The sequence below is a fragment of the Lysinibacillus sp. PWR01 genome (assembly GCF_043359455.1).
Taxonomy (GTDB): domain Bacteria; phylum Bacillota; class Bacilli; order Bacillales_A; family Planococcaceae; genus Lysinibacillus; species Lysinibacillus fusiformis_F.
Genome location: NZ_JBHERJ010000095.1, coordinates 53,858 through 79,801, shown reverse-complemented (window position 1 = coordinate 79,801; position 25,944 = coordinate 53,858). Strand labels below are relative to the sequence as shown.

Annotated in this window: 33 protein-coding genes; 25 read left to right on the top strand and 8 right to left on the bottom strand. The window is 37.1% G+C overall.

The features are described 5' to 3' along the window. Positions 1–155: 155 nt before the first annotated feature. From sufC to sufB, 5 genes are all read left to right on the top strand, one after another. On the top strand, positions 156–935 hold the full coding sequence (gene sufC / locus ACEVFT_RS22005) for a Fe-S cluster assembly ATPase SufC (protein WP_016994918.1): 780 nt from the start codon (positions 156–158) through the stop codon (positions 933–935). Between the two features lie 18 nt (positions 936–953). Further along, positions 954–2,261 carry a Fe-S cluster assembly protein SufD gene (gene sufD, locus ACEVFT_RS22000; RefSeq protein ID WP_103118723.1) on the top strand — a complete coding sequence of 436 codons (1,308 nt, stop codon included), beginning with the start codon at positions 954–956 and terminating at the stop codon, positions 2,259–2,261. Then, on the top strand, positions 2,261–3,490 hold the full coding sequence (locus tag ACEVFT_RS21995; RefSeq protein WP_048394396.1) for a cysteine desulfurase: 1,230 nt from the start codon (positions 2,261–2,263) through the stop codon (positions 3,488–3,490). Before sufD ends, ACEVFT_RS21995 begins: the two co-directional genes overlap by 1 nt. Further along, entirely contained in the window at positions 3,480–3,905 is a 426-nt protein-coding gene (gene sufU, locus ACEVFT_RS21990) for a Fe-S cluster assembly sulfur transfer protein SufU (RefSeq protein WP_016993621.1), read from the top strand. Before ACEVFT_RS21995 ends, sufU begins: the two co-directional genes overlap by 11 nt. A gap of 99 nt (positions 3,906–4,004) precedes the next feature. Further along, the gene (gene sufB, locus ACEVFT_RS21985) at positions 4,005–5,402 is read left to right on the top strand and encodes a Fe-S cluster assembly protein SufB (protein WP_016993620.1); all 1,398 of its coding nucleotides are present in this window, start codon (positions 4,005–4,007) and stop codon (positions 5,400–5,402) included. 82 nt (positions 5,403–5,484) lie between these two features. Here the strand turns inward: sufB and ACEVFT_RS21980 are convergent, their stop codons facing one another. From ACEVFT_RS21980 to ACEVFT_RS21970, 3 genes are all read right to left on the bottom strand, one after another. Beyond that, entirely contained in the window at positions 5,485–5,766 is a 282-nt protein-coding gene (locus tag ACEVFT_RS21980; protein ID WP_233732843.1) for a tyrosine-type recombinase/integrase, read from the bottom strand. Then, on the bottom strand, positions 5,736–5,858 hold the full coding sequence (locus ACEVFT_RS21975) for a hypothetical protein (RefSeq protein ID WP_255409625.1): 123 nt from the start codon (positions 5,856–5,858) through the stop codon (positions 5,736–5,738). Before ACEVFT_RS21975 ends, ACEVFT_RS21980 begins: the two co-directional genes overlap by 31 nt. 94 nt (positions 5,859–5,952) lie before the next feature. Then, positions 5,953–6,720 carry a hypothetical protein gene (locus tag ACEVFT_RS21970; RefSeq protein WP_393951294.1) on the bottom strand — a complete coding sequence of 256 codons (768 nt, stop codon included), beginning with the start codon at positions 6,718–6,720 and terminating at the stop codon, positions 5,953–5,955. Positions 6,721–7,306: 586 nt separating this feature from the next. On the opposite strand from ACEVFT_RS21970, the gene ACEVFT_RS21965 reads away from it, so the two are divergent. The 10 genes from ACEVFT_RS21965 (at position 7,307) to ACEVFT_RS21920 (ending at position 15,789) form a co-directional block, all read left to right on the top strand. Further along, complete coding sequence (locus ACEVFT_RS21965) at positions 7,307–8,305, top strand: ABC transporter substrate-binding protein (protein ID WP_103118721.1); 999 nt, start codon at positions 7,307–7,309, stop codon at positions 8,303–8,305. Positions 8,306–8,461: 156 nt separating this feature from the next. Continuing rightward, entirely contained in the window at positions 8,462–9,319 is an 858-nt protein-coding gene (locus tag ACEVFT_RS21960; RefSeq protein ID WP_054549447.1) for a DUF72 domain-containing protein, read from the top strand. Next, a complete protein-coding gene (locus tag ACEVFT_RS21955; RefSeq protein WP_054549446.1) occupies positions 9,319–10,143 on the top strand; it encodes a sulfite exporter TauE/SafE family protein in 825 nt (274 codons plus the stop codon). Before ACEVFT_RS21960 ends, ACEVFT_RS21955 begins: the two co-directional genes overlap by 1 nt. Before the next feature lie 20 nt (positions 10,144–10,163). Next, on the top strand, positions 10,164–11,531 hold the full coding sequence (locus tag ACEVFT_RS21950; RefSeq protein WP_048394403.1) for a bifunctional metallophosphatase/5'-nucleotidase: 1,368 nt from the start codon (positions 10,164–10,166) through the stop codon (positions 11,529–11,531). Between the two features lie 33 nt (positions 11,532–11,564). After that, positions 11,565–12,674, top strand: a complete 1,110-nt coding sequence (locus ACEVFT_RS21945) for an HD-GYP domain-containing protein (RefSeq protein ID WP_066038192.1) — start codon at positions 11,565–11,567, stop codon at positions 12,672–12,674. 23 nt (positions 12,675–12,697) lie between these two features. Beyond that, entirely contained in the window at positions 12,698–13,495 is a 798-nt protein-coding gene (gene yunB / locus ACEVFT_RS21940) for a sporulation protein YunB (RefSeq protein ID WP_048394406.1), read from the top strand. 107 nt (positions 13,496–13,602) lie between these two features. Then, positions 13,603–14,520: a lipoyl synthase gene (gene lipA, locus ACEVFT_RS21935; protein ID WP_004228269.1), complete on the top strand. Its 918-nt coding sequence runs from the start codon at positions 13,603–13,605 to the stop codon at positions 14,518–14,520. Positions 14,521–14,553: 33 nt separating this feature from the next. Continuing rightward, positions 14,554–14,901: a YutD family protein gene (locus ACEVFT_RS21930; protein ID WP_004228271.1), complete on the top strand. Its 348-nt coding sequence runs from the start codon at positions 14,554–14,556 to the stop codon at positions 14,899–14,901. A gap of 114 nt (positions 14,902–15,015) precedes the next feature. Then, positions 15,016–15,543 carry a D-glycero-alpha-D-manno-heptose-1,7-bisphosphate 7-phosphatase gene (locus ACEVFT_RS21925; RefSeq protein WP_374805734.1) on the top strand — a complete coding sequence of 176 codons (528 nt, stop codon included), beginning with the start codon at positions 15,016–15,018 and terminating at the stop codon, positions 15,541–15,543. Positions 15,544–15,594: 51 nt separating this feature from the next. After that, entirely contained in the window at positions 15,595–15,789 is a 195-nt protein-coding gene (locus ACEVFT_RS21920; RefSeq protein WP_175400780.1) for a hypothetical protein, read from the top strand. Positions 15,790–15,872: 83 nt separating this feature from the next. Here ACEVFT_RS21920 and ACEVFT_RS21915 read toward each other — a convergent pair whose 3' ends face one another. Next, complete coding sequence (locus ACEVFT_RS21915; protein WP_009371988.1) at positions 15,873–16,139, bottom strand: DUF3055 domain-containing protein; 267 nt, start codon at positions 16,137–16,139, stop codon at positions 15,873–15,875. Between the two features lie 88 nt (positions 16,140–16,227). Between ACEVFT_RS21915 and ACEVFT_RS21910 the strand changes: the two genes are divergently transcribed. Together ACEVFT_RS21910 and ACEVFT_RS21905 are read left to right on the top strand one after the other, a co-directional pair. Further along, positions 16,228–16,680 (top strand): DUF86 domain-containing protein, encoded by a 453-nt coding sequence (locus tag ACEVFT_RS21910; protein WP_048394413.1) that lies wholly within the window; start codon positions 16,228–16,230, stop codon positions 16,678–16,680. After that, positions 16,677–17,429, top strand: a complete 753-nt coding sequence (locus ACEVFT_RS21905; protein WP_048394415.1) for a TIGR01457 family HAD-type hydrolase — start codon at positions 16,677–16,679, stop codon at positions 17,427–17,429. Before ACEVFT_RS21910 ends, ACEVFT_RS21905 begins: the two co-directional genes overlap by 4 nt. Positions 17,430–17,508: 79 nt before the next feature. On the opposite strand, the gene ACEVFT_RS21900 is transcribed toward ACEVFT_RS21905, so the two are convergent. Continuing rightward, positions 17,509–17,745, bottom strand: coding sequence for a YuzB family protein (locus tag ACEVFT_RS21900; RefSeq protein WP_004228286.1), 237 nt, complete (start codon positions 17,743–17,745; stop codon positions 17,509–17,511). Between the two features lie 269 nt (positions 17,746–18,014). Here ACEVFT_RS21900 and ACEVFT_RS21895 point away from each other — a divergent pair, with 269 nt between their 5' ends. Beyond that, positions 18,015–19,079 (top strand): NAD(P)/FAD-dependent oxidoreductase, encoded by a 1,065-nt coding sequence (locus ACEVFT_RS21895; protein ID WP_004228288.1) that lies wholly within the window; start codon positions 18,015–18,017, stop codon positions 19,077–19,079. Between the two features lie 54 nt (positions 19,080–19,133). On the opposite strand, the gene ACEVFT_RS21890 is transcribed toward ACEVFT_RS21895, so the two are convergent. Continuing rightward, positions 19,134–19,469, bottom strand: coding sequence for a YuzD family protein (locus ACEVFT_RS21890; RefSeq protein WP_054549443.1), 336 nt, complete (start codon positions 19,467–19,469; stop codon positions 19,134–19,136). An 83-nt stretch (positions 19,470–19,552) separates the two neighbouring features. On the opposite strand from ACEVFT_RS21890, the gene ACEVFT_RS21885 reads away from it, so the two are divergent. After that, on the top strand, positions 19,553–19,789 hold the full coding sequence (locus ACEVFT_RS21885; RefSeq protein WP_004228295.1) for a NifU family protein: 237 nt from the start codon (positions 19,553–19,555) through the stop codon (positions 19,787–19,789). A 50-nt stretch (positions 19,790–19,839) separates the two neighbouring features. On the opposite strand, the gene ACEVFT_RS21880 is transcribed toward ACEVFT_RS21885, so the two are convergent. Continuing rightward, entirely contained in the window at positions 19,840–20,532 is a 693-nt protein-coding gene (locus ACEVFT_RS21880; protein ID WP_048394419.1) for a DUF2225 domain-containing protein, read from the bottom strand. Positions 20,533–20,718: 186 nt separating this feature from the next. On the opposite strand from ACEVFT_RS21880, the gene ACEVFT_RS21875 reads away from it, so the two are divergent. The 4 genes from ACEVFT_RS21875 (at position 20,719) to ACEVFT_RS21860 (ending at position 23,113) form a co-directional block, all read left to right on the top strand. Next, positions 20,719–21,093, top strand: a complete 375-nt coding sequence (locus tag ACEVFT_RS21875; RefSeq protein WP_048394421.1) for a HesB/IscA family protein — start codon at positions 20,719–20,721, stop codon at positions 21,091–21,093. Between the two features lie 321 nt (positions 21,094–21,414). Next, the gene (locus ACEVFT_RS21870; protein WP_036078588.1) at positions 21,415–21,912 is read left to right on the top strand and encodes an NUDIX hydrolase; all 498 of its coding nucleotides are present in this window, start codon (positions 21,415–21,417) and stop codon (positions 21,910–21,912) included. A 72-nt stretch (positions 21,913–21,984) separates the two neighbouring features. Next, positions 21,985–22,380 carry a LytS/YhcK type 5TM receptor domain-containing protein gene (locus ACEVFT_RS21865; RefSeq protein WP_393951293.1) on the top strand — a complete coding sequence of 132 codons (396 nt, stop codon included), beginning with the start codon at positions 21,985–21,987 and terminating at the stop codon, positions 22,378–22,380. Positions 22,381–22,783: 403 nt separating this feature from the next. Continuing rightward, positions 22,784–23,113: a YuiB family protein gene (locus tag ACEVFT_RS21860; RefSeq protein ID WP_004228336.1), complete on the top strand. Its 330-nt coding sequence runs from the start codon at positions 22,784–22,786 to the stop codon at positions 23,111–23,113. Between the two features lie 90 nt (positions 23,114–23,203). Here ACEVFT_RS21860 and ACEVFT_RS21855 read toward each other — a convergent pair whose 3' ends face one another. Further along, a complete protein-coding gene (locus tag ACEVFT_RS21855; protein ID WP_342534803.1) occupies positions 23,204–23,686 on the bottom strand; it encodes a divergent PAP2 family protein in 483 nt (160 codons plus the stop codon). Between the two features lie 123 nt (positions 23,687–23,809). Between ACEVFT_RS21855 and ACEVFT_RS21850 the strand changes: the two genes are divergently transcribed. Next, entirely contained in the window at positions 23,810–25,318 is a 1,509-nt protein-coding gene (locus tag ACEVFT_RS21850; protein WP_393951292.1) for a leucyl aminopeptidase, read from the top strand. A 135-nt stretch (positions 25,319–25,453) separates the two neighbouring features. Beyond that, on the top strand, positions 25,454–25,657 hold the full coding sequence (locus ACEVFT_RS21845) for a uroporphyrin-III methyltransferase (protein WP_205445221.1): 204 nt from the start codon (positions 25,454–25,456) through the stop codon (positions 25,655–25,657). Positions 25,658–25,944 lie beyond the last annotated feature (287 nt).

The following is a 25,944-nucleotide window of genomic DNA, read 5'->3' as shown; positions in this document are numbered from 1 at the left end:
AAAATGCTTACAAAGTCTTTATTTTTAAAGATTTTATTTAAGGAATGGGAAAGTAATTGAAATGGTTTGCATAGAGAACGATTTTCAGTTAAGATTAGAATGATGATAATTAAGGAATGGTTGACCCATTCACTGAACACTATGGAGGTATTTTCATGTCAACTTTAGTTATTAAAGATCTTCACGTTGCTATCGACGGAAAAGAGATTTTAAAAGGCGTAAATCTTACAATTAATACAAACGAAATTCACGCAATTATGGGACCAAACGGAACTGGTAAATCAACACTAGCTTCTGCTATTATGGGTCATCCAAAATATGAAGTAACTTCAGGTACTGTTGAGTTAGATGGCGAAGATGTGCTTGAAATGGAAGTAGACGAGCGTGCTCAAGCTGGTTTATTCCTAGCAATGCAATATCCATCTGAAATTGCTGGTGTTACAAATGCTGATTTCTTACGTTCAGCAATTAACGCGCGTCGTGAAGAAGGCGATGAAATTTCATTAATGAAATTTATCCGCGAATTAGATAAAAACATGGAATTTCTTGAAATGAACGAAGATATGGCTCAACGTTATTTAAATGAAGGTTTCTCTGGCGGCGAGAAAAAACGTAATGAGATTCTTCAATTAATGATGATCAAACCAACATTTGCAATCTTAGATGAAATTGACTCTGGTCTTGATATCGATGCATTGAAAGTTGTCTCAAAAGGCATCAACGCAATGCGCGGTGAAGGCTTTGGCTGCTTAATGATTACACACTATCAACGCCTATTAAACTACATTACACCAGACCATGTACACGTAATGATGCAAGGACGTGTTGTAAAATCAGGTGGTGCAGAGCTTGCACAACGCTTAGAAGCAGAAGGTTATGACTGGATTAAAAAAGAATTAGGAATCGAAGAAGAAACAGAAGAACAAGAAGCATAAGAAGGAGGACGAACTAGCATGACAGTGGAACTTAACTTGCCTGTAACAGTACAGGACGTGCGCTCGTTCTCAGAAGCAAATGGTGAACCTACTTGGTTTACAGAACTTCGCGCGGCAGCACTAGACAAAGTAGCTGGTTTAGATTTGCCAAAACCAGATAGAACGAATATTACAAAATGGGATTTCATGAACTTCCCAGTGTTTGCAGTTCATAGTGAGGCATTCCCTTCATTGGATGCTCTACCTGAAGAAGCAAAAGGTTTAATTGACCTTGAAGCACAAGAAAACCTATATATTCAACGTAATAATACACCAGCATATATTAAGGCATCACAAGAACTTGCTGATAAAGGTGTTATTTTTACTGATATTTTCACAGCAGTTCGTGAGCATGGCGAACTTGTACAAAAATACTTTATGACAGAAGCTGTTAAAGTAGATGAGCATAAGTTAACAGCACTTCATACAGCACTTGTTAATGGTGGAGTGTTTGTATACGTACCAAAAAACGTGATCATTGAGCAACCACTTCAAGTTGTTTTCCTTAATGACAATGCGGAAGCTTCATTATATAACCATGTTTTAGTAGTAGCAGAAGCGAATTCAGCAGTAACATATGTGGAAACTTATGTTTCAACAGTTGAAGAGGCAAAAGGGCAAGCGAATATTATTGCGGAAGTCGTTGTTCAAGATAATGCACAGGTGACATATGGTGCAGTAGATGTCCTTGCAAAAGGATTTACGACATATGTTAATCGTCGTGCACGTTTAGCGCGTGACGCAAAAGTTGACTGGGCTCTTGGTCTAATGAATGATTCTGATACAATCTCTGAAAACATTACGCATTTGATTGGTGACGGTTCTCATGCAGATACAAAAACAGTCGTAGTTGGTCGTGGAGAACAAAAACTTAACTTCACTACTGAGGTTCGTCACTGGGGTAAAAACTCAAACGGGCATATCTTAAAGCATGGTGTAATGAAAGATGCAGCTCAGTCAATCTTTAACGGTATTGGCTATATCGAGCATGGTGCGACAAAAGCCGATGCACAACAAGAATCACGTGTATTAATGCTGTCAGAAAAAGCTCGTGGGGATGCAAACCCAATTTTATTAATTGACGAAGATGATGTAACAGCAGGACACGCAGCATCTGTTGGTCGAGTAGATCCATTACAGCTTTATTATTTAATGAGCCGTGGTATCTCGAAAGCAGAAGCAGAGCGCCTTGTTATCCATGGATTCCTTGCGCCAGTTGTTACGCAATTACCAATTGAAGGCGTTCAAAAGCAACTGACGGAGGTTATTGAAAGGAAAGTTCGCTAATGATGAATAAAGACATTAAAAGCTATTTCCCAATTTTAAATCAGGATGTAAATGGTCATAGACTTGTATATCTTGATAGTGCAGCGACGTCTCAGAAGCCTGTTCAAGTGATTGAAGCGATTAAAGCTTATTATGAATTTGATAATTCCAATGTTCACCGTGGCGTGCATACACTAGGAAACCGTGCAACAGATAAATATGAAGGTGCTCGTGAAAAGGTTCGTAAGTTTATTAATGCGCAATCAACACAGGAAATTATTTTTACGCGTGGTACAACAACCGCTTTAAATACAGTTGCGACAAGTTATGGTCGTGCAAATGTTGTTGAGGGTGATGAAATTGTCATTACTCATATGGAGCATCATTCCAATATTATTCCTTGGCAACAATTAGCCAAAGAAAAAAATGCAACTTTAAAATACATTGAGCTTGAAGCAGACGGCACTCTTAGCCTAGAGAAAGTACGTGCGACAGTCACACCTAAAACAAAAATTGTTTCGGTGTCTATGGCATCAAACGTACTTGGAACAATAAATCCAATTAAAGAAATTGCTCAAATTGCACATGCTAATGGTGCTGTCATGGTAGCCGATGGTGCACAAGCTGCGCCACATATGAAAATTGATGTGCAAGATTTGGATGTAGATTTCTTAGGTTTCTCAGGGCATAAAATGTGCGGACCAACTGGAATAGGTGTACTATATGGTAAAAAGGAACACCTTGAAAAGATGGAGCCAATTGAGTTTGGTGGCGAAATGATTGATTTTGTTGGGCTTTATGAGTCAACGTGGAAGGAATTACCGTGGAAATTTGAAGGTGGAACGCCTATTATTGCAGGTGCAATAGGTTTAGGAGCCGCTATTGATTTCTTAACTGATATCGGGTTAGATAACATTCTAGAGCATGAGCATAAGCTTGCAGGCTACGCAATGGATCAACTTGAAACAATTGACGGTTTGAAAATTTTTGGCCCACGTGACCCTATGAAGCGTTGTGGATTAGTAACATTTAATCTAGATGATGTACATCCACATGATGTGGCAACGGTGCTTGACATGAATGGTATTGCTGTTCGTGCAGGACATCATTGTGCACAGCCACTAATGAAATGTCTTCAGCAAGTAGCGACAGCACGAGCAAGCTTCTATCTGTACAATACAGAGGAGGATATTGACCGTTTAGTTGCAGGGTTACGTTCTGCGAAGGAGTATTTTGGCGATGTCTTTTAATAATTTAGATCAACTATATCGTTCAGTCATTATGGATCACTATAAGAATCCTCGTAATAAAGGATCTTTAGATGAGAATGCTGTAACGATCGATATGAATAATCCGACTTGTGGCGACCGTATTCACTTAACATTGAAAGTGACAGACGGTGTTGTAGAGGATGCAAAATTTGATGGTGAAGGCTGTTCTATTTCTATGTCCTCTGCATCAATGATGACACAGCTCATCAAAGGAAAAAAAGTAGAGGAAGCTATTGAGCTTTCTGATATTTTTTCTAAAATGATGATGGGTGAGGAGTACAGTGATAAATATGACCTTGAGGATGTTGAGGCACTGCAAGGTGTTTCACAATTCCCAGCACGAATTAAGTGTGCAACATTGGCTTGGAAAGCAATGGAAAAAGGTGTGAAATAAATCTTACTTCCTTGTTCTTGAGTGAAAGCTACTATGCCTTCACTCAAAGCAAGGGATGATTACCTATAAAAATACATCTCAATGAACGGAGGAGAAACGATGGCTAAAAAAATGCCTGATATCGGCGATTACAAATACGGTTTCCATGACAAGGACGTATCAATTTTCCGTTCAAAACGCGGTTTAACTGAAGAAATCGTCCGTGAAATTTCAAATATGAAACAAGAGCCAGAATGGATGCTAGAATACCGTTTAAAAGCTCTTGAAACTTTTTATACAAAACCGATGCCACAATGGGGTGGCGATCTTGGAGATTTAGATTTTGATGAAATTACGTACTATGTAAAACCATCAGAAGCTACTCAAAAATCATGGGATGAAGTACCTGATGAAATCAAAGCAACTTTTGATAAATTAGGTATCCCAGAAGCAGAGCAAAAATATCTTGCAGGTGTATCTGCACAATATGAGTCTGAGGTAGTTTATCACAACATGAAAAAAGACCTTGAAGATCTTGGTATTGTGTTCAAAGATACTGACTCTGCTCTACGTGAAAACGAAGATATTTTCAAACAATATTGGGGCAAAGTGATTCCTTACACAGACAATAAATTTGCTGCTTTAAACTCAGCAGTATGGTCAGGTGGATCGTTTATTTATGTGCCACCAGGTGTTAAAGTAGAAACACCGTTACAAGCTTACTTCCGTATTAACTCAGAAAATATGGGTCAATTCGAACGTACACTTATTATTGTAGATGAAGGCGCTCACGTACACTATGTTGAAGGTTGTACAGCTCCTGTTTACACAACAAACTCTTTACACTCAGCAGTTGTAGAAATTGTTGTTCGTAAAGATGCCTATTGCCGTTATACAACAATTCAAAACTGGGCGAACAATGTTTACAATCTTGTAACGAAACGTACAGTTGTAGAAGAAAACGGTACAATGGAATGGATTGATGGTAACATCGGTTCTAAATTAACAATGAAATACCCAGCATGTATCCTAAAAGGTGAAGGTGCTCGTGGTATGACATTATCGATTGCATTAGCAGGTAAAGGACAACACCAACATGCTGGCGCTAAAATGATCCATATGGCACCAAACACATCTTCCACAATCGTCTCTAAATCGATTGCTAAACAAGGTGGTAAGGTAACGTATATGGGACAAGTTCGTTTCGGTCCTAAAGCAAGTGGTGCACGTGCTAACATCGAATGTGATACGCTGATTATGGATAATCAATCGACTTCTGATACAATTCCTTATAACGAGATCTTTAATGATAATGTATCTTTAGAGCACGAAGCAAAAGTTTCAAAAGTATCTGAAGAACAATTATTCTATTTAATGTCTCGCGGAATTTCCGAAGAAGAAGCGACAGAAATGATCGTAATGGGCTTCATCGAGCCATTCACAAAAGAACTACCAATGGAATACGCAGTAGAAATGAACCGTCTGATTAAATTCGAGATGGAGGGCAGTATCGGGTAATACACCTGAAATGCTTGATATATAAGGATTTTAGAGGCGTTAGAAAAACAATCAAAATCTGCCGTGCCGAAAACGTGCCGATTCAGATTTTATCATTTGTGTAGGAGGCGAACTTTTTTAGTTCGTCTTCTTCTATTTTCTCAGAAATATCTAAGTAAGTATCAGAAGTTGTTTTAATTGTTTTATGCCCTAATCGGTTAGAAACAAATTTTATACTAGCCCCCGATTTTAAAAGCAACACTGTATGTGTGTGTCTGAAACAATGAGTACCTTTATAATCTACACCAGCTTTTTTACAATACTTCTCTATACTTTCTCGAACCGTAGAAGGTGTTAAATAATTTCCAAGATAGTTTTGAAAAATGATATTACCATTATTTTCATTTGAATTTGTTTAGCCATTGCTTTCTTCTTACCAAAGCCAGTGAATTTAATTGTTTCTGCTATTGTATCCATGTCATGCACCCCTTACAGATATTTGTAATCTTATTTTATAGAAATATTACCAATAATACATATAAAAAAAGCCACTCAGTTGAGCGGCCTATACCTATTTTTCATTTAAAGCTGGGTGTTCATTATAATTAGTAACTACATCTGGGAAGCTTTCTGTTAAAAAATTATCCCAATTTATTTTATCTAGTGTTGCTTTATCTATACTAAACTTCATTACTGCGGAATCGTTCTCTTTACCGTAATTGTCAATAAGAGGTAGCTGCCAATCGACATTTATTTGTTTAATATTATCAACTTTTGAAAGTGGTTCTAAAATTTTTATAGAATCCATCCACATACCACGTTTCATCATATCTAATGTGAAATTATCCGAAGCATTTAAAGTTAGATTTAAACCACTATCGGTTGCTTCTACTTTTTCTATTACTTTTTTCTGCGAGTTATTATTTTTTCCTAGTTTATCAGTAATGATTTTTTCGACTTCTTCTGTTGAAACTTTACTAATTATTTGGGCAATGTTTTCATCAATTTTCTCTTTTTCTTCTTTAGTTAATTCTTTTTTGGGTTCTAATAAGCCAGTTTCAATAAGTGTCTCTAATTTTCCATCTTTAAAAACAAGTGATACAGAAGATTCTTTATCTATCCCATTTTCTCCGTCATAGTCTAAAAACAATCGTAAGTCTTCATTTTCTTTTGCTTCTGGATTTTTTGATTTGCCACCTACTATTTCTTCTACTTCATCTAAACTCATACCTTGTTCCAACTTTTTAAATTCGTCTGGGGTTATTGTAGCAATGCTTTCATCACCGCATGCAGCAAGTAATAATACTGATAATGACCCTATGTATAGTAATTGTTTCATTATACATTCCTCCCTCCATAATTACATTTTAGGGAATTTATTGGTGAAAGTACATAAAAAAACAGACAACCAATATTAGTTATCTGTGTCCTTGTCTATATGCTGCTGTAAGTCACCTAAGTTCTTTACATCCAATGTAATCATGATTTTTTCTAACGCATCCTTTGGATACATCCAGGAGCCTGTCATTTGAAAGCTGCCACTATTGCTGCAGCATTGGAGATCAGCACAAAGACAGTTTATCGTAGCGTTAAAAGTTAGAGAAATTAGGCATCATCGAAAAAGTACCAAGAATGAGATTAAACGGTAATAAAGGGGCTAGTATTTATCGCATTTTACCTTATGTCCCATCGAGTGTGTCCCAACGAGAGGCAGACGATAAAGTTAAATTGTGACTAGGGGTTTTTTGTGTTTTTATGTTGCGAATAAAAATGGAGAGAAATAGTACTGGATTTTTTTAAGATTACATACTAAAATGATAATGAGAATCAATATCAATTAAGAAGGGGTTGATAAATCTAGAAGATGTTCAGTACTTCAATAAGCCAGATGAGATAGTTAATCATCTTCAAAGGAGAATATGTAAATGAAAAAGAAGTTTTTATTTATTAGTTTCATAGCATTATTTATGCTCATTCTCGCCGCATGTGGAGAGAAGAAGGCAGTAGAAGAGGAATCTTCCACTGATACACCAAAAGAAGAAGAAGTGACACAAACAAAAGAAGAATCAACAAATGAAAATGGCACGAGAACGATTGAATATCTTGGTGAAAGCTATGAAGTGCCAGAAAAAGTGGAAAGAATTGTTGTAACAGGAGCTATGGAAGCAATGGAGGATATGGTGGTGCTGGATGTTCACCCAGTTGGAGCTATTGCTATTGGTGGCAAGTTCCCTGAGCTCTATGCTTCTGTAACAGACAAAGCAGAATCTATTGGTGAGAAGATTAAACCAAACTTTGAAAAAATATTAGAATTAAATCCAGATGTCATTTTAGGGTCCACAAAGTTCCCAGAAGAGGTACAAAGTAAATTAGAGAAAATTGCACCTACAATTTTAGTTTCACATATTTCGACGAACTGGGAATCTAATTTGAATTTACTAGCAGAACTAACTGGTAAGCAAGCAGATGCTGAGAAGATCTTATCTACATATAAAGCTGATATTGAAGCTGCTAAGTCCACGTTAACTGAAAAACTACAAGATCAAAAAGTAGCGGCTATTCGTATTCGTGGGGGACAAGCGTATGTTTATCCAAAAGAAGTATTTTTAAATGCAGTTCTTTATGGCGAGCTTGGTTTAGCAGTACCTAATGAAGTTGCTAAAGCTAAATCTCAAGAGGCCATTTCTGTGGAGCAACTTGCAGATATGAATCCTGATTATTTATTTGTGCAGTTTTCAACAGATGAAAATGCGGACGCGCCGAATGCTTTAGAAGACTTTAAAAAGAATCCAATCATCCAAAATATTACTGCATTTAAAAATGACCGAGTATTTGTTAATGTACTAGATCCACTAATGGAAGGTGGCCCTGCATATAGCCGAATTAAGTTTTTAGAGGCTATTCAGCAAAATCTTGTGAAATAAACGTCGCCTGTTATAGTAGCATGAGTTCAATGGAAGATGGACTCATGCTTTTTCTTTGGCATAATTAAGTGATAAAAGAAGGTATATTTTTTACATGATGTTTATTTGTAGTGACATACTGTGTGCTATGATTATGTACATAGAGGAGGATGTCACATGATTGTAGTAGGATTAACTGGTTGGGGCGATCACCCTTCACTTTATAGTGGAGTGACTACTTCAAAGGATAAATTATTTGATTACACAGGTCATTTTTTAACGGTTGAAGTAGATACTTCTTTTTATGCCATACCAGCCAAAGAGCATGTTCGGAAATGGTGTGAGGATACACCTGAAAACTTCCGTTTTGTTGTGAAAGCTTACCAAGGAATGACGGGTCATTTACGTGGAGAGATTCCCTTTGAATCAAAAAATGATATGTTCAATGCATTTATTGAATGTGCCAATGAATTTAAACGTTATGGAAAGCTAGCCATGGTATTAGCACAATTTCCACCATGGTTTGATTGCCAAGGAAAAAATGTGCAATATTTATTGTATATCCGACAGCAGCTAAAGGATTTTGAAGTAGCGATTGAATTTCGAAATCAAACATGGTATGCAGAAAATGTTGTCAAGCAGACGATAGATTTCTTACGAGAACATCAATTTATCCATACGATTTGTGATGAACCACAGGCTGGTGTAGGATCTGTTCCTTTCTACCCTGTAGTGACTGCAAATAAAGCGTTGATTCGTCTCCATGGTCGCAATATACATGGCTGGCGGAACACAGGAAATGCAGAAAATTGGCGTAAAGTTCGCTTCTTATATGATTATAATAAAGAAGAATTACAGCAGCTTGGGGATAGCATGAAAAAGCTTGAACCAGAGGTCAATGAACTCTTCGTTTTATTTAATAATAATTCTGGTAATCATGCAGCGAAAAACGCAAAAGAGCTACAAGGTATGTTGAATATTAACGATGTCGGGTTGGCACCTAAACAATTAAACATGTTTGAAGGGGAACTATAATGGAGTTTATTTTATTAGTCATCATTGCCTTGCTTGCTGGTCTAATTGGCTCATTAGTTGGGCTAGGTGGTGGTGTAGTATTAGTACCAGCAACATTATACATCGGCTTAAATTTAGGAATGATCCCAGATATTACACCACAAAAAGTAGTCGGTTTATCAGTGGTGATGATGATTTTCACGGGACTTGCCTCCACGCTAAGCTATATGAAATCTAAAACGGTGGATTATAAAAGTGGTTTTATATTCTTTATTGGAAGTATTCCAGGAACAATCCTTGGCGCATGGGTCAATAAAGGATTAGATTTACCATCCTTTAATTTATATTTCGGTATTTTACTTATTATTTTATCGATTATTTTGCTTGTGAGAGACAAACTGAAGCCTGTAAAATGGTTTGTAAAAAATGGTATGCAGCAAGAGTTTACTGACTCTGAGGGAAAAACCTATGTATATGGCTATCCCATTTGGTTTGCTATTACATTAACATTTGGTATTGGCTTTGCTTCTGGTTTATTTGGAATAGGTGGCGGTTCCATGATCGTGCCAGCAATGATTATTTTATTCTTATTCCCCCCACATGTCGCGGTGGCAACATCGATGTTTATGGTATTTTTAACGTCCATTGTTAATTCTGCAAGCCATGTTTATTTCGGTCATGTACCCTGGCTTTATACTATTCCAGTTATTCCTGGGGCTTATGTTGGAGCAAAGCTGGGTGCTGCGTTAAATAAGAGGATTAAATCCGATACACTTGTACTAGCTTTAAGGATTATTCTATTATTACTAGGAATTCGATCTATTATAGAAGGCATATTAGCTTAATTTAAAGTGAGGTGGCTTTAATGCTTGAAAAGATCCATATTTTTCACACAAATGATTTGCATAGTCATTTTAAGTATTGGCCACGAATGCAAAGCTATGTGAAAGAAATGCGCAATAAATTAGGGAATATCGGGGAAACAAGCTATTTGTTTGATGTTGGAGATCATTTAGATCGTTCCAACATTTATACAGAAGCAACAGTTGGGAAAGGTAATGTGCGATTGCTAAATGAGGCGGGTTACGATGTGGTGACAATCGGCAACAATGAAGGCATTACATTATCCCATGAAGAGCTCTTCCACTTATATGATAATGCTAATTTTGATGTTGTAGTTGCAAATGTATATGCCTCCCACGGGAAGAAGCCAGCATGGATGAAGCCTTATGTAATCTTAACAACAGCAATGGGTACGAAGATTGGCGTCATTGCAGCCACGGCCATGTTTGAAGTATATTATGAAGAATTAAATTGGCATATGGACGACGCTAGAAGTACACTGCTACGTTTAGCGCATCAACTACGTGAAGAAGTAGACATTGTTGTATGCTTATCCCATTTAGGCATTACAGAGGATGAGCTCTTAGCGGATGAGTGTCCAGAAATTGATGTTATATTCGGCTCTCATACTCATCATGTCCTACCAGAGGGCAAAGTGATTAATGGGGTTTTACTGACAGGTGGAGGTAAGTTTGGCCAATATACTGGACATCTTATCATAGAATATGATAAAAAATTGAGGAAAATTGTTGAAAAAAAGGATACTTTAATTCATAATAAGGATTTGCCAATTGTTAAAAATGAACAGAAAGTGGTACAGTTTTTGGAGGATGAAGGAAACAGAATATTGGATACTCCAGTTTTTACAACAAAGAAAGCCTACAACAAGGAATGGTTCCATTATTCACAGCTATCTGATTTATTTGCACATGCAATTTTGGAAAAAAGCGGAGCGGACTGTGCATTATTCAATGCAGGGATATTTTTAGATGGTCTTCCTAAGGGAATAGTGACTGCCTTAGATTTGCACCGAATTTTTCCACATCCAATTAATTTATGTACAATTGAATTATCCGTCGCTGAAATGAAAGAAATTTATATGCAATCTAAAAATGAAGAATGGCCCTATATCGAACTAAAAGGACTAGGGTTTAGAGGCGTCATTTTTGGAAAAATATTGACATATGGATTTTCCATGAATGAAAATCGGCAATTATTAATTAATGGTAAGCTAGCAGATCAAAATCACATTTATAAACTGGTCACATTGGATCTGTTTACATTTGGTTATTTTTATCCAAGTTTTAAATATGCAAAAAAACAATATATTTTACCTGAATTTTTACGAAACATTATGATAGATTATGGTCAAAGATTCTTTAAACAATAGAGAGAGTTTAAAGAATGGAATGGGGAAGAAGTCATGCGATTAATTTCAATCGATGTATTAAAAGAAGGAATGGTATTAGGAAGAACCATTTGGAATGAGGCAGGTCATCCGCTTTTAAAGAAAGATGTTGTCATTAATGACCGTATTATTCAAAGACTTCAACAGTTAAATACACATTATTTATATATTGACGATGAGATTTCTGAGGGAATAGAAGTAGAAGAGACCGTTCCACCTGCTATGCGAAATAAAGTCATCAAAACTATAAAGGATTCGTTCCAGTCCATTGATGGTTTGAATCCAGTAAATGCTTCTTATATATTAGATCAGCAATCAAAGACAATTGTTTCGATCGTAGATGAATTACTTTCTGCAGTTACTGGAAATAATGAAATTCTAACCATTTTAACAGATGCTTATTTATTTGATGAATATTTATATCAACACTCTTTCCAAGTGACATTGTATTCTATTGCCATTGCCAAAGAACTTGGCTACTCTGCTGAGGATTTACGTTTGATCGGGATAGGTGCGTTATTACACGATGTCGGTAAACTAATGGTACCGAAAGATATTTTAACAAAGCCAGGACGTTTAACGAATGATGAGTTTGAAATGATGAAGATGCATGCTCGTTACGGTTTTGATTTATTACGGAATTTACATTCAATCTCTCTGCTTGTGGCGCACTGTGCTTTCCAACACCATGAACGTATTGATGGAAGTGGCTATCCAAGAGGACTTGTTGACTTTGAAATTCATCCATTTGCCAAGATAATTGGTGTTGCAGATGTTTTTGATGCGGTGACAACGAATCGTGTATACCGGGAGAAGATGCTCCCTTCACAAGGACTAGCTATTGTTGAAGCTGGCTCGGGCACTCTTTATGATGCTCGAATTGTAAAAGCTTTAAAAAGAGCTGTCGTTCATTATCCAAATGGTGTTATTTTAAAATTATCAGATGGACGCCGTGGGATTGTATCTAGACAAAACACGTTGGATGCAGCATTACCATGGATTCGTATTTTTGAAGAACAAGATCAATTGCTGGCAGCTACATATGAAATTAATTTAGTGGATTATCCTGATGTAACAATTGAAAATGTTGAGACGGATTATGTGGTTCCCGCAAAAGTAGAATAAATTACTCCTCCTGTTCATACGTTATGGAACAGGAGGAGATTTTTTTGTTTTTCCCTCGAAAAAGAATGAAATTACGCTCATATGGTAGAAGGGGAATGCGTCTTAATAAATTAACGATTTTAATTGTTAGTATGGTTGTTTGCCTTATATTATTTATTTATTATTTAAATGAACGGCTCATGCCAACCTATTTGCAATATGCGGAAGTGCAAACTACGAAGATTGCCTCATATGTTGTGAGTAAAGCCATTAATTCACGTACCTCTAATGTATTAGATGTAAATGATATCATTGAAGATATTCCTCCAGGTACGTCTGAAATGATGACGACTAAGTTTAATACAGAAATCATTAATCGTGTTCGAGCAGAGACATTAGAGCTTGTTAAAATGTATTTGGAGCAAGCTGAACAGGGAGAGCTATCCCATTTACCTGAATTAGATAATGTTGAATATGATATTAACAGGATCCAAGATGGTGATGGCATTGTCTTTTTTGTACCGCTTGGTCAAGCAGCCAATATTCCCTTGCTTGGAAATTTGGGGCCAAAGATCCCGATTCGCTTCCATGTGATTGGGAATGTTCATAGTAATGTGACATCCTCTATTCAAGAATTTGGAATCAATAGTGCTTATGTGGAGGTAGGTATTCATTTAGAGGTAAATGTTCAGATTATTGTTCCTTTCGCTAGTAAATCTTCTACCGTTGCACAGGATATACCTGTAGCGATGGGCCTAACAAGGGGGCCTGTTCCAAACATTTATACCAATAGTAGTGACGCGCCACAACCGTCCATAGAAATACCTGTCCCTTATAAATAGAAATGTTTGTTGTGATAGTTGTTGGAGTGCCTTTAATATGTTACATTGACAACAGTGAAGATAGTTAATATTAAAAAATGTATATTTTTGATAGGGGCGATATTCGTATGACATCTTGTAAACCTACAAGTAAAGAAGAACATGTAAGAAAACCAGATTGGCTAAAAATAAAACTAAACACGAATGATGAATATAAAGGGCTTAAAAAGCTGATGCGTGAGAAAAATCTGCATACAGTATGTGAAGAAGCTCGTTGTCCAAACATCCATGAATGCTGGGGAGAGAGACGTACTGCTACCATGATGATTCTTGGTTCCGTTTGTACACGTGCTTGTCGTTTCTGTGCAGTGAAAACAGGTTTACCAAATGAACTAGATTTGGCAGAACCAGAGCGCGTTGCAGATTCAGTAGCCATTATGAATTTAAAGCACGTTGTTATTACAATGGTCGCACGTGACGATTTAAAGGATGGCGGAGCGCAAGTTCTAGCAGAAACAGTACGTGCAATTCGTCGTAAAAGTCCTTTCACATCTGTTGAGGTATTGCCATCAGATTTAGGCGGGATGAAGGAGAACCTTCAAATGTTAATGGATGCAAAACCAGATATTTTAAATCATAATATTGAAACAGTACGCCGTTTAACACCTAGAGTGCGCGCTCGTGCAAAATACGAACGCTCTTTAGAGTTCCTGCGTTTAGCTAAAGAGATGCAGCCTGAAATTCCAACGAAATCATCACTAATGATTGGATTAGGCGAGACACATGAAGAAATTTTAGAAGTCATGGACGATTTACGTGCAAATAATGTAGATATTATGACGATCGGTCAATATTTACAGCCAACGAAAAAGCATTTACCAGTTAAAAAATACTATTCACCAATAGAATTTGGTAAACTGCGTAAGATTGCCATGGAGAAAGGCTTTAAGCATTGTGAGGCTGGCCCACTTGTACGTAGTAGTTATCATGCAGACGAACAAGTAAATGCTGCAACGAAAGAACGTCAATTACAAGCGGAAGTGTAAACGTCAAGGCTGAACGAAAAGGGTGGTGTCACTTTGATCATAGTTGAAGGATTAGAATATGAACTAATAGAAGATTATCGCGAGGCCTTTCAGGAGGAAGTTTTTCAGGAAAGATACTCAGATATCTTAGCCAGATACGATTATATTGTAGGTGATTGGGGCTATAACCAGTTACGTTTAAAGGGATTTTTTGATGATAAAAATCAAAAATCCACTTTTGATACAAAAATAAGTACGCTTCAAGATTATCTATACGAATACTGTAATTTTGGCTGTGCTTATTTCGTATTACGTAAATTGGGGAAAGTTATGAAACAGCCAGAAGTAGTGGACATGAGTGAAGTAACAAAGCCAACAGACCATGAACCTTTAGCAGAATAAACTCTTATACAAAAACCTGATGTGATAGGCATCAGGTTTTTTTTCATGATTGTTAGCTTTTGTGTAATTGGGGAAAACTAAAGCACAAAACAGCTTATCGAAGGTGTGTTGCAAATGAAAAAAGCCGTATTTTTAGATCGTGATGGTGTTATCAATGAAGTACTGACCAATCGTGTGAAGTTTGTGAATAAGCCTAAGGATTTGTACTTTTTACCGCAAGTGCCTGAGGCAATCAGAAAGCTAAATAAGCATTTTGATTATGTGTTTGTCGTGACAAATCAAGGTGGGGTTGGTTTAGGCTTTATGAAGGAAAGTGGCTTACAGAAAATACATGAACATATGGTGAAGGAGCTAAAGAAAAAAGGGGCAGTGATCCATGAAGTCGTTTATTGTCCGCACAAACCTAAGTCAGGTTGTGCCTGCCGCAAGCCCAATAGCAAATTAATTGTGGATTTAGGAAAGAAATATAACATTGATTTATCAAAATCCTATATGGTAGGCGATACAGATACGGATATTATTGCAGGAAAACGGGCAGGAACAAAGGGTGTTTTCCTAGGGGAACAAGATCCATTAGCAGATGCTGTCTTTCCAGATTTAATAAGCGCTGCCCAGTGGATTATTAAGGATGTCACAGCTTAAACGTATTGAGAAAAAGGGCGTATAAATCAATAAAAAAGGGATAATTTATGAATGGAGGTGATGATGTTGGCAAAAGAAAAACGCAATAAAAAGCCATTAGATCGAGAGGAATATGGGTATGGTTTTGATATTAGTGTAGACGATTTAGCTGTGATTGGTCAAAATCAGCAAGCGAAAAAGCAAAATGATAATGAAAATAAAGACAAGCCCCATAATAAAGATAATCCATCCACTTTAAATAAATAACAATACGTAAAAAGATTTCGCAATCGCCCATGGCTAGCGAAATTTTTTTATGTTATATAAAAAAACACCCAATAAAATGGGTGTTAGTTCAATAATTCACGCAAGTATTCCCGTAATTCGATTGTTTCTTCCTCTGTGCGATTGTACACATGTTCTAAGTACCCAGGCTCTTCTACATCATCAGGACCAATAATAGCAAAGCGACCGAACTGGATATCCATGACAAGCACTTTTCCAAAGAAGCGGCCAGATTGTAATATAGCTAAATCATAACGTAGCTTTTGTCCAGCAAAACTAACAAATCTTGTTTTCGTATCTTCTACATCATCATATAAAAAAAAACGTTCCATCTTTTAATCTCCTTCCAATCCTATAGTTATGGTACTATAGAAGAGAAAAGACTATCAACTTTTAAAGATTTGAATGGGGGCTTTCCTTGTGTATTTTGTAGATCGTAATAAAATCACAAAAAATTTACAGTACTTAGATGGGCTATTAACTATTTTGGAGACAGAGGATAACTGGCTTCAGAATGATATAAAGAAATTAGCTATCGAGCGAATTGGACACAACATTATGGAGTCAATGATGGATGTAGGAAATTTAATGATTGACGGTTTCATTATGCGCGATCCAGGAAGCTACGAGGATATTATTGATATTTTAGTCGATGAAAAAGTTGTAGCTGCTGATTTGGAAGCACCATACAAAGCAGTTGTTGGCTTACGTAAAATGCTAGTGCGTGAGTTTATAGAGGTAGATATCCAAGAGGTTATCCATGTACTAACAGCCAATCTAATGGCTTTAAAGCAGTTCTCGCCAGCAGTTCATAATTATTTAACAAATGAATTAGGACCTGTTTCAGCATTTTTGCCAGAGGATCATCAATGAAACAATATAAGGCCTATTGCTTTGATTTAGATGGTACTGTCTACCGTGGGAAGGAAGGTATTCCTTCTGCGGTAGCTTTTATTCATCGTTTACAGCAAGCAGGAATTGAGCCATTCTATGTAACGAATAATTCTTCGAAGACGCGAGAACAACTGCAAGAAGCTTTACTGTCTATTGGCGTGAACGCGCCATTAGAGCATATTTATTCAAGTGCATTGGTCACAGCAAAGTATGTGGCCCTACATTTTCCAAGCAAAAAAGTAGCGATGATGGGTACAGATGGTATTCGTCAGGCACTACTCAATGAAAATATTGTGCCTGTTGAGGATGAGCCCGATGTATTTGTTATGGGGATTGATCGTACGCTTGATTATATGGCACTTGCTAGGGCCACGGTTTTTGTTCAGCAAGGAGCGACCTTTATTGCCACGAATCAAGATATTAAATTCCCAACAGAATACGGGTTCTTACCAGGCAATGGTTCTTTTGCACGCTTGGTAGGAGAAGTTGCAGATGTTGAACCAATCTATATTGGTAAGCCATCGCCAGCCATGCTGGAAGTAATTGCGACCGAACATGGAATTGCGAAAGAAGACATGGTAATGATCGGTGATAATTATGATACGGACATTATGTGTGGCATTCGATTTGGCTGTGACACCATTCATGTGAATACTGGGGTGACGCCTACAAAGACTGTCCTCGAAAAAGAATGCCAACCTACATATGTAGTGGACGTACTAAAGTAATAAAAGGATGTTTATGCTAATTTTCAGCATAACATCCTTTTTATTTGTTCAAATTTATTCATATAGGTATTTTAGAAAACTACCATAAAGGATTTTCTTCAATAAATTGATAAATGGCTTTCGTTAATTCATCAGGAGAATCTGCTTCTACTAATTCACCGTTTACTATTGCATAAAAGGATTCTGAGCACTTTGTACAATAACTGAGGCAGCCATATTCCAAAACGTCGATGTTTGGATCGCGTTCGAGTACTTCATAAGTTGCTTGAGAGCCATTTGCTAAATTACTTATACAAAATTCAACCATTGGATTCATCCATGTCACCTCACCAAAGTAATGCTACTCGGTTTTACGATTTTCGTCAATTATTTATGTTTAAGAGAAAAGAAACGTTTTTTAATAAAAGATAAAGGGAATTTGTTATTAATGGCTTAAAAATCAATAGAAATGAACAGGTTCTCGTTTATTTTGTGAAATCTTTCACAAAATTTCATTCTGATATTGTGAAACTTCTCACAATCGGTTATACTCGTTTGTGGATACTTTGTGAACAATTATTAAAAGAGATATAAAAGGAGACTATTATGGGAAAATTAGTACTTTTAGGTGGCGGCTACGGCAATATGCGTGTCATGCTTCGTCTATTAAACAGCCTACCATTAGACAGAGAGGTAGTTATAGTAGATAGAGCCCCTTTCCATAGTTTAAAAACAGAGTTTTATGCATTGGCGGCAGGGACAGCAACAGATAAAGAAATTCGTGTAAGCTTCCCAGAGCATGAACGTTTAACAGCCGTATATGGAGAAGTCGTTGAAATTAATCGTGCGGAAAAAGTAGTCATTCTTGAAGACGGACAACGTATAGAATATGATGATTTAGTCATTGGGCTTGGCTGTGAAGATAAATATCATGGTGTACCAGGTGCGGAAGAGTATACGTACAGCATTCAAACAATGGGTAAATCACGTGCAACATTCCAAGCACTTTGTGGGTTACCAGCTGGGTCTACAGTTGGAATTATAGGGGCTGGCCTAAGTGGAATTGAGCTTGCAAGTGAGCTACGTGAAAGTCGCTCAGATTTAAAAATCAAGCTATTTGACCGTGGTCAACGTATATTGAAAGATTTTCCAGAAAAACTAAGTAAGTATGTAAAGGATTGGTTTGTTAAGCATAATGTTGATGTGGTTGCCAATTCAAATATTACAAGAGTAGAGCCAGGTAAAATTTTTAATCATGATGATGAAATTTTACTCGATGCAGTGGTTTGGACTGCAGGTGTCCAGCCAGTCAAAATTGTGCGTGATATGGATGTTGAGAAAGATAAACATGACCGTCCACTTGTCACACAGTATTTTAATTTACTCGATGATGAACATGTCTATGTTGTAGGAGATTGTGCTTCATCAGATTTAGCCCCAACAGCACAATTAGCAGAGGAACAAGCGGAGCAAATTGTGAAAGTACTTCGTATGCGTTGGAAAGGTGAACATTTACCAGAGAAGATGCCAGATATTAAATTAAAAGGCTTTATGGGAGCTCTTGGTAAAAAACAAGGCTTTGTATACTTAGCTGATACAACAGTAACTGGGCGTATCGCTCGCTTAATGAAATCAGGATTATTATGGTATTACAAACGTCAAAATGATTAATTAGCTGAAAGGGATTGTTTCAAAAATCATTTTGAAACAATCCCTTTATTTTTATTAAACCGTTTCGTCTGGGACAAACCCTAAATTTTCAAGGGCCGTAAATACAGGCTTTAATTGGACATAGCCCTCTCCAACTACCTCATTGTTAATGAGGACAAGGGGGTAGAAAAATTCATCGTCTTGAATACGTGACGCATACTCTTGGTCGCGTTCATTCTCAATTGGACCTTCAATATCGATATAGCGAATATCATATGCTTGATCTGGATATTTGCGATTGATGGCTGCTTGTAGCCACTCATATGTATCCTTGGAAGATGGGGCATTGACACAACTAGCACAGATGACAGCTGTTCCATAAATTTCAATCATAGGTTTTGTTGATGGCATAGTATTTTCTCTCCTTGTGATTCAATATTGGATTTTTTCTGTTGCTAACATTATAATCATTATAAGGAAAGGAGTCGAGATAAATGGCAGAAGCAACAATTAACGACCAAGTTCAAGAGGTATTAGATAAATTACGTCCATTCTTACTACGTGACGGTGGAGACTGTGAATTAGTAGATGTTGAGGATGGCGTTGTGAAATTACGTTTATTAGGTGCTTGTGGCAGTTGCCCAAGTTCTACGATTACATTAAAAGCTGGTATTGAACGAGCATTATTAGAAGAAGTACCAGGTATCGTGGAAGTAGAGCAAGTATTCTAAGCCTTTTTAAAAAGTTCTAGCTGTTTGCAAGCTAGAACTTTTTTATTTACCTATTTATGACGCGCATGTTCTTTTTCTTCACGAATAATGGCCCACTGTTCTTTCGCCATATCTATAATTTTTGCCTCACCACCGACACTTTGTTTTTCAATGACTCTAGAAAAGAAGCGTGTCGCATTTTCAATATCTCCAATACGTCTAGATAATTCAGCAATCATATACATAATTCGGACAGCTGACATTTGTGTAGAGCTGTAGTCCTCGGTAGAATAAGATTCCATATAATAATCACGTGCTAATTTCATAAAGCGCTCTTCTTGTCCACTATTGTTTAAGGAACGATAAAGCCATGCAAGACGTAGAGTTAGTCCAGCAATCGCTACATTTTTTTCTTTTTTAATCGTGCCACAAAGAAACGCTAACTTATAGGCTTGAATCGCTTGAAATACGGTACGTTCACCCTTGAAATCATGATGCACCCATTTTTCTGTAATTTGTGTACGTATATCATCTTGGATACCCGGTGCAAAATATTTTGTAAAGTCTTCTGTAAAGGAAAAGCCACAATGCTCACATACAAAAACATTATAATAGAGAGCATTCACTTCATCTGCATAAATAGGTTGAAAATCTGTTTCCGTATGATCTACTTTAATAAATTTTGAACGCACTTTTAATGTTGGAAATTCTTTTTTGCAATTTAAACATTGAATTTTTTTCTCATAATATGGTGAAATCTCCATATATATTACCCCCTGCCAAGAATTCGTTGTAACTATTATACCAATGATGTTTTTATTAACATGAATAAAAAATACTATTAATGTGAAAAATATGAGAATTATAACTTATAATCGACTTGAAGCTGAATGTTTGTCATACAATGGTCAAAATTGTTATGATAATACGTAAGAAGGAAGGTGATTGGGATGACAAGTACAAAGCAAATTATAGAAGTGACACAGGCTGCTGGCTTTCATATTAATGAAATGATGGAGCATAATGAAGAACAAGGTTCTTTTTTACGTGTAGTGGTGAATGGTGGCGGCTGTAGCGGGCTATCCTATGGCATGCATTTTGATAAAGAGAAAAAAGATGATGATTTTGAAGATGTTCAGCATGGTTTAACAATTCTTGTTTCCCGTGAAGATGCGCCGATTTTGATGGGAACAAAAATTGACTATAAACAATCGCTAATGGGCGGTGGCTTCACAATCGATAATCCAAATGCCATTGCATCATGTGGCTGTGGTACGTCTTTCAGAACAGCAAAGCGTGAAGGTACGCCTGAGGTTTGTGAGTAAAAGTAAATAAATCCATTCGAATAATGGGCTAACAATAATAGGCTTCTTTGATTGATGATGTTGCAAAACATGATGAATGAAAGGAGCTTTTTTCTTTCTTTTTATTTACCTGTTTGTAAGTAACTATGTTAAAAATCATTTGACACTTCCAACAAATTTTTATGACCTTATTTAGTGAAATTCAAGGCAATGTATAATAGCTTCTTTTATTGAGGTTGAATGAAAGAAGCATTTTCACTGTGGATTAACTGTAAAATTCAGAATAAATGCTTCATTCCATAGAAAGTGAGCAGGTATAATAGGTAGATAGAGGTGAAGGTTATGAGAAAAGATCGAGGGAAAATATGGTTGGGTGTATCAGGTGTTACGGTGAATGAGCTTGGGCAATGGTTGGTTGTAAAGAAGGCTTATAGTGGCTTGAAGGGGCGTTGGTCATTGCCAGCAGGTTTTGTTAATGCAGGAGAAACGGTAGATGAAGCGGTTATTCGTGAAATCAAAGAAGAAACAGGCATCGATTGTAGAGTCTCAGGCTTAATTGGATTTAGAACAGGTGTCATCCGTGATGATATCAGTGATAATATGGCGATTTTTTATTGTCGAATGCTAGATGAGCAGCAGCAGGTTTCCATTCAAGAAAAAGAAATTTTAGAAGCTAAATGGTTGTATCCACAGGAACTAGCACAAGATGAAACAACCTCTGTGATGTTAAAGGAAATGGCTTCCAATCAATTTGAAAGACATCAATTAGAAGCGATAGAAGGGATTAATCCAGGTGATATTTTTGGCTATACCTCTTATCGTTTATTCTTTAAAAAATGATATGACTTTAGGAGGTGACCTTTGATAAAGCTATTTTTATTTATGTGAGAGCGAGTTGGGCTGATCATTGTAATGTCAAGATGGCGACTCTTTCGAGAAAAGCTGTTTCAGGAGCAAGGAATGAAAGAGAAAATATGGCTCATCATTATTTTTAGTAGCCTATGTATTATCAGCAGCTATACAGGGATTAAAATTGAAAGTGGGACCATCCATCCTTTAAATCAGATGATACATAGTACGATTAATGCAGAAGAGGCGATTGCCAATACAAGGTTAATTGGTATGGCCATTGCAGGGATTTTTGGCGGACCACTTGTTGGTGTGTGTGTAGGTATTATTGCAGGTATTCATCGCATCACACTCGGCGGTTTTACAGCAATAGCCTGTGGTGTTTCAACGATTCTTGCGGGCTTTATTACAGGTGGTTTAAGTAAACGCTTCAAGATACGTCAAACTTTTTCATGCTAATGCTCGGCCTATTAATTGTGATGATAGCATTTAAAAAATGGGCACAGCTTTGGAGATTACCGAAGTTTTTATTAGCTCAATCAACCTCATAAAATAGTAGAAACTATTGAAGATAAGCACTTGTCTTCAATAGTTTTTTTGATGAAAAAAGCATTTATCTGACTTGAAAATAGAGAATACCCGCGAAGGAGAAGCGAATACTCGCGGAAGGAGGGAGAATACCCGCGGAAGGAGGGCAAATACCCGCGAAGAAAGCAAATACCCCTAAATTTAAAGATCAATTGCAGATGATCGATTAATGATTTTCCGAAATATGACGAACAAGCGAAAACAAGGATATGTTCATTGAAAGCGGTGTCGTAATCATGTAAACTAATGAGAGGAAAACGGAGGTTATACATACATGGATGGTCCAGTTTCATTAGTACAGTTAATCATTTCTATATTGTTATTTTTCGTCATGTTCTTTGGTATCGGATTCTTGTTAAATATGCTGTTACGTATGACATGGTTAATGGCAATTGTGTATCCAATTGTTGTCATCTTTATTGTAGATGAAGTAAGCTTCTTAGATTATATTTTTAAGCCAGGCTCTGCCTTCCCAGCATTAATCGATAAATTACAGGCACTTCAATTTGTAGATATTGCTATTTTATCAGGTGGCTTTGCGGGCTCTATTGTGGCGGGTATCGTCATGATTTATTTACGAAAAAGTGGATATCGAATGTTCTAACGTGCTTAGTATTCTTCTTTCAATTGAAGGAAGAATACTTTTTTTATACAAAAAAACACAACCTCCCTCTAGAGGATGTGTTTATGTCTGTTAGATGAAAAACTCGTAGGTTATGATGGCGATAAAAATACCCGTGAGAGCCCCAAAAAATACCTCACTTCGTTTATGGCCTAATAATGTTTTTAATTCCTCCATTTTCTCTTGCCCATCCATCTGTGGCCATTTTTTTAAATCATGGAGCAATGTTTGGAAATCCTTACGCAGTTGATTTAATATCGCTGCATGCTGCCCTGCCTGGTAACGAACACCACTGGCATCGTACATAACGATAATGGAAAACATAGCGGCTACCGCAAAAATGGGGGATTCCAAACCCGTCTCATACGCAATAGAGGTTGCCAGTCCAGTGACAGAAGCGGAGTGAGAACTAGGCATTCCGCCCGTTGAGGTAAAAAGGCCCCATTTTACTTGTCTGGTCATTAAAAAATGGATGGGGATTTTAACAAACTGCGCAAAGAGAACCGCAAAGAGGGCAATTAGTAATGGGGTATTTTGGAGTAAACTCAATTTCATCACAACCTTCGCAAATAATTGCTTTTATTATAACATTCATTATTTTCTAAAAGAAGATATAGGCAAATATTACGCGCTTTTCAGAAACTTCGTTATAATAGTATATGGAATGGAGGAATTTACATGCATATTGTAAAAGAAGCAAAAACATTTGAAACGATTTCTACTGAACTATTAGTGGTGGGAGTCACAAAACATCGTGAACAAATGCAGGACTGGGCAAGCTTTTCATCATTTTACGGTGAGGCCATTGATACTTGGATTAGTGGTGGGGACGTCTCAACGGAATTAAAGAAACTAACAAAATTACCATTTGTGAAAGACCATGCCAACCTCAAACGTATTGTATTTGTAGGCTTGGATGAGCGTAAAAACCTAACAGAAGGTGATATTCGCGCAGCATTTGGTTTAGTAGGGAAAGAATTAAGATCTTTAAAAGTGAAAGAGTATTCCATTTGGGTTGAATCATTTACAACAGAGTCAATTTCAACAGCAGATGTAGCATTTTTAGCAGGTGAAGGAATTGGCCTTGGCTATTATGCTGTTCCACATTACAAAACTACTTCGAACGAGGTAGATAAACGTATTGATGCGGTTCATCTTGTGACAACAGCAGAGGATTTAGATGAGGTTGTAGCAAGCTTTGAAGTAGGTGTAATTTATGCAGATGCTGTCAATGAAGCTCGTAGCTTAATTAATTTACCGCCAAATCTACTAACAGCAACGGATTTAGCTAATTATGCACAATCTCTAGCTGTGGAATATGATTTAGAAGTAGAAATTTTAGGTAAAGCCCAATTAGAGGAACTAGGTATGGGTGGTATTTTAAGTGTTAACCAAGGCTCTTATGAAGAACCACGATTAATTACCTTAAAATATAAAGCGACTGAAGATTTTGAAGATCCGATTGGCCTTGTTGGTAAGGGTGTAACGTATGATACAGGCGGCTATTCTTTAAAACCAAAGGATTCCATGGTTGGTATGAAGGGTGATATGGGTGGCGCTGCTGCTGTGCTTGGTGCGATGAAAATTATCGGTGAATTACGTCCAAATAAAAATGTTGTAGCCGTTATCGGTTCTACAGATAATATGGTGTCTGATACAGCATTTAAACCAGATGATGTGATTACGACGTACAGTGGGAAAACGGTAGAAGTATTAAATACGGATGCAGAAGGGCGTTTAGTTCTGGCAGATGCAACTACATATGCTAAACAGCAAGGGGCTACATCACTGATCGATGTTGCGACTTTAACTGGAGGCGTTATTACTGCGCTAGGTATGGATAAAACAGGTGCTCTTGCAAATGATGATGCGTTTTTTGAAGCATTTATGGAAGCCGCAAAAGAGACAGATGAATTTGTTTGGCGTATGCCTTTAACAGAGAATGATAAAAAACGAATTCGTAAATCAGATGTAGCTGATTTAAATAACTCTCCAGGTCGTGATGGACATATGATTTTCGGCGGAGGCTTTGTAGGCGAATTCGTTGGTGATACACCGTGGATTCACCTAGATATTGCTGGCACATCTGATGCAGTAGCTGTTCATGATTTAGGACCTAAAGGTGGTACAGGAGTTATGGTACGTACGCTTGCGAATTTTGTCCAACGTTTAGGGGAAGAAAAATAATAAAGCTTGTCAATCAGCGAGAGTTTATTCTCGCTGATTTTTTGTGATTTATGCACTAATCCCGATAGAATAGGCATTCTACATATGATAGATGTATCTTCCTACATACGATAGAGTAAAAAGGGGAGGTAGCATATGCGCAATTTCGGAGGTTATCCAGGCGGAGGATTTGGCGGCTTTATTTGGCCATTTGGCGCACCGTTTTTTGGTGGGTTTTTAGGCAGTTTCCTTGGCTCTCAATTTAATCAATATCCTTACAATCCATATTATCCAAACTATCGACCATATCCACCGGGTCCAAATTTTAGACCAGGTCCGCGCTATCGTAGACCATGGTAAGCACATAAACTGATCAACCAGTTGTCGGTCTTGAAATCGGCAGCTGGTTTTTTATTGTGTCTTACGAAGTGGCAAATTTGGTGTTGACAGAATATACTAAATTATTTATTATTCTTATTATATTACTAAGAATTAAATATGTGGCTGACTAGCAAACTAGAGGCTTTTATTGTTCATAGGCATTTTTGTGCCTAAGGATAATATTGGCCTTTTTTCTTTATCTTCATTTAGTAAATGTTTTTTGTACCGAAAGCTGGGCGTCGGGTATAGAAGAATCTCGCTTCTAT

What these genes read in the sequence shown, in the direction of transcription:
- sufC (WP_016994918.1), top strand. Translation starts at nt 156, where the DNA reads ATGTCAACTTTAGTTATTAAAGATCTTCACGTTGCTATCGACGGAAAA.
- sufD (WP_103118723.1), top strand. Translation starts at nt 954, where the DNA reads ATGACAGTGGAACTTAACTTGCCTGTAACAGTACAGGACGTGCGCTCG.
- ACEVFT_RS21995 (WP_048394396.1), top strand. Translation starts at nt 2,261, where the DNA reads ATGATGAATAAAGACATTAAAAGCTATTTCCCAATTTTAAATCAGGAT.
- sufU (WP_016993621.1), top strand. Translation starts at nt 3,480, where the DNA reads ATGTCTTTTAATAATTTAGATCAACTATATCGTTCAGTCATTATGGAT.
- sufB (WP_016993620.1), top strand. Translation starts at nt 4,005, where the DNA reads ATGGCTAAAAAAATGCCTGATATCGGCGATTACAAATACGGTTTCCAT.
- ACEVFT_RS21975 (WP_255409625.1), bottom strand. Translation starts at nt 5,858, where the DNA reads ATGGATACAATAGCAGAAACAATTAAATTCACTGGCTTTGGTAAGAAG.
- ACEVFT_RS21970 (WP_393951294.1), bottom strand. Translation starts at nt 6,720, where the DNA reads ATGAAACAATTACTATACATAGGGTCATTATCAGTATTATTACTTGCT.
- ACEVFT_RS21965 (WP_103118721.1), top strand. Translation starts at nt 7,307, where the DNA reads ATGAAAAAGAAGTTTTTATTTATTAGTTTCATAGCATTATTTATGCTC.
- ACEVFT_RS21960 (WP_054549447.1), top strand. Translation starts at nt 8,462, where the DNA reads ATGATTGTAGTAGGATTAACTGGTTGGGGCGATCACCCTTCACTTTAT.
- ACEVFT_RS21955 (WP_054549446.1), top strand. Translation starts at nt 9,319, where the DNA reads ATGGAGTTTATTTTATTAGTCATCATTGCCTTGCTTGCTGGTCTAATT.
- ACEVFT_RS21950 (WP_048394403.1), top strand. Translation starts at nt 10,164, where the DNA reads ATGCTTGAAAAGATCCATATTTTTCACACAAATGATTTGCATAGTCAT.
- ACEVFT_RS21945 (WP_066038192.1), top strand. Translation starts at nt 11,565, where the DNA reads ATGCGATTAATTTCAATCGATGTATTAAAAGAAGGAATGGTATTAGGA.
- yunB (WP_048394406.1), top strand. Translation starts at nt 12,698, where the DNA reads ATGGAACAGGAGGAGATTTTTTTGTTTTTCCCTCGAAAAAGAATGAAA.
- lipA (WP_004228269.1), top strand. Translation starts at nt 13,603, where the DNA reads ATGACATCTTGTAAACCTACAAGTAAAGAAGAACATGTAAGAAAACCA.
- ACEVFT_RS21925 (WP_374805734.1), top strand. Translation starts at nt 15,016, where the DNA reads ATGAAAAAAGCCGTATTTTTAGATCGTGATGGTGTTATCAATGAAGTA.
- ACEVFT_RS21920 (WP_175400780.1), top strand. Translation starts at nt 15,595, where the DNA reads ATGGAGGTGATGATGTTGGCAAAAGAAAAACGCAATAAAAAGCCATTA.
- ACEVFT_RS21915 (WP_009371988.1), bottom strand. Translation starts at nt 16,139, where the DNA reads ATGGAACGTTTTTTTTTATATGATGATGTAGAAGATACGAAAACAAGA.
- ACEVFT_RS21905 (WP_048394415.1), top strand. Translation starts at nt 16,677, where the DNA reads ATGAAACAATATAAGGCCTATTGCTTTGATTTAGATGGTACTGTCTAC.
- ACEVFT_RS21900 (WP_004228286.1), bottom strand. Translation starts at nt 17,745, where the DNA reads ATGAATCCAATGGTTGAATTTTGTATAAGTAATTTAGCAAATGGCTCT.
- ACEVFT_RS21895 (WP_004228288.1), top strand. Translation starts at nt 18,015, where the DNA reads ATGGGAAAATTAGTACTTTTAGGTGGCGGCTACGGCAATATGCGTGTC.
- ACEVFT_RS21890 (WP_054549443.1), bottom strand. Translation starts at nt 19,469, where the DNA reads ATGCCATCAACAAAACCTATGATTGAAATTTATGGAACAGCTGTCATC.
- ACEVFT_RS21885 (WP_004228295.1), top strand. Translation starts at nt 19,553, where the DNA reads ATGGCAGAAGCAACAATTAACGACCAAGTTCAAGAGGTATTAGATAAA.
- ACEVFT_RS21880 (WP_048394419.1), bottom strand. Translation starts at nt 20,532, where the DNA reads ATGGAGATTTCACCATATTATGAGAAAAAAATTCAATGTTTAAATTGC.
- ACEVFT_RS21875 (WP_048394421.1), top strand. Translation starts at nt 20,719, where the DNA reads ATGACAAGTACAAAGCAAATTATAGAAGTGACACAGGCTGCTGGCTTT.
- ACEVFT_RS21870 (WP_036078588.1), top strand. Translation starts at nt 21,415, where the DNA reads ATGAGAAAAGATCGAGGGAAAATATGGTTGGGTGTATCAGGTGTTACG.
- ACEVFT_RS21865 (WP_393951293.1), top strand. Translation starts at nt 21,985, where the DNA reads ATGTCAAGATGGCGACTCTTTCGAGAAAAGCTGTTTCAGGAGCAAGGA.
- ACEVFT_RS21860 (WP_004228336.1), top strand. Translation starts at nt 22,784, where the DNA reads ATGGATGGTCCAGTTTCATTAGTACAGTTAATCATTTCTATATTGTTA.
- ACEVFT_RS21855 (WP_342534803.1), bottom strand. Translation starts at nt 23,686, where the DNA reads ATGAAATTGAGTTTACTCCAAAATACCCCATTACTAATTGCCCTCTTT.
- ACEVFT_RS21850 (WP_393951292.1), top strand. Translation starts at nt 23,810, where the DNA reads ATGCATATTGTAAAAGAAGCAAAAACATTTGAAACGATTTCTACTGAA.
- ACEVFT_RS21845 (WP_205445221.1), top strand. Translation starts at nt 25,454, where the DNA reads ATGCGCAATTTCGGAGGTTATCCAGGCGGAGGATTTGGCGGCTTTATT.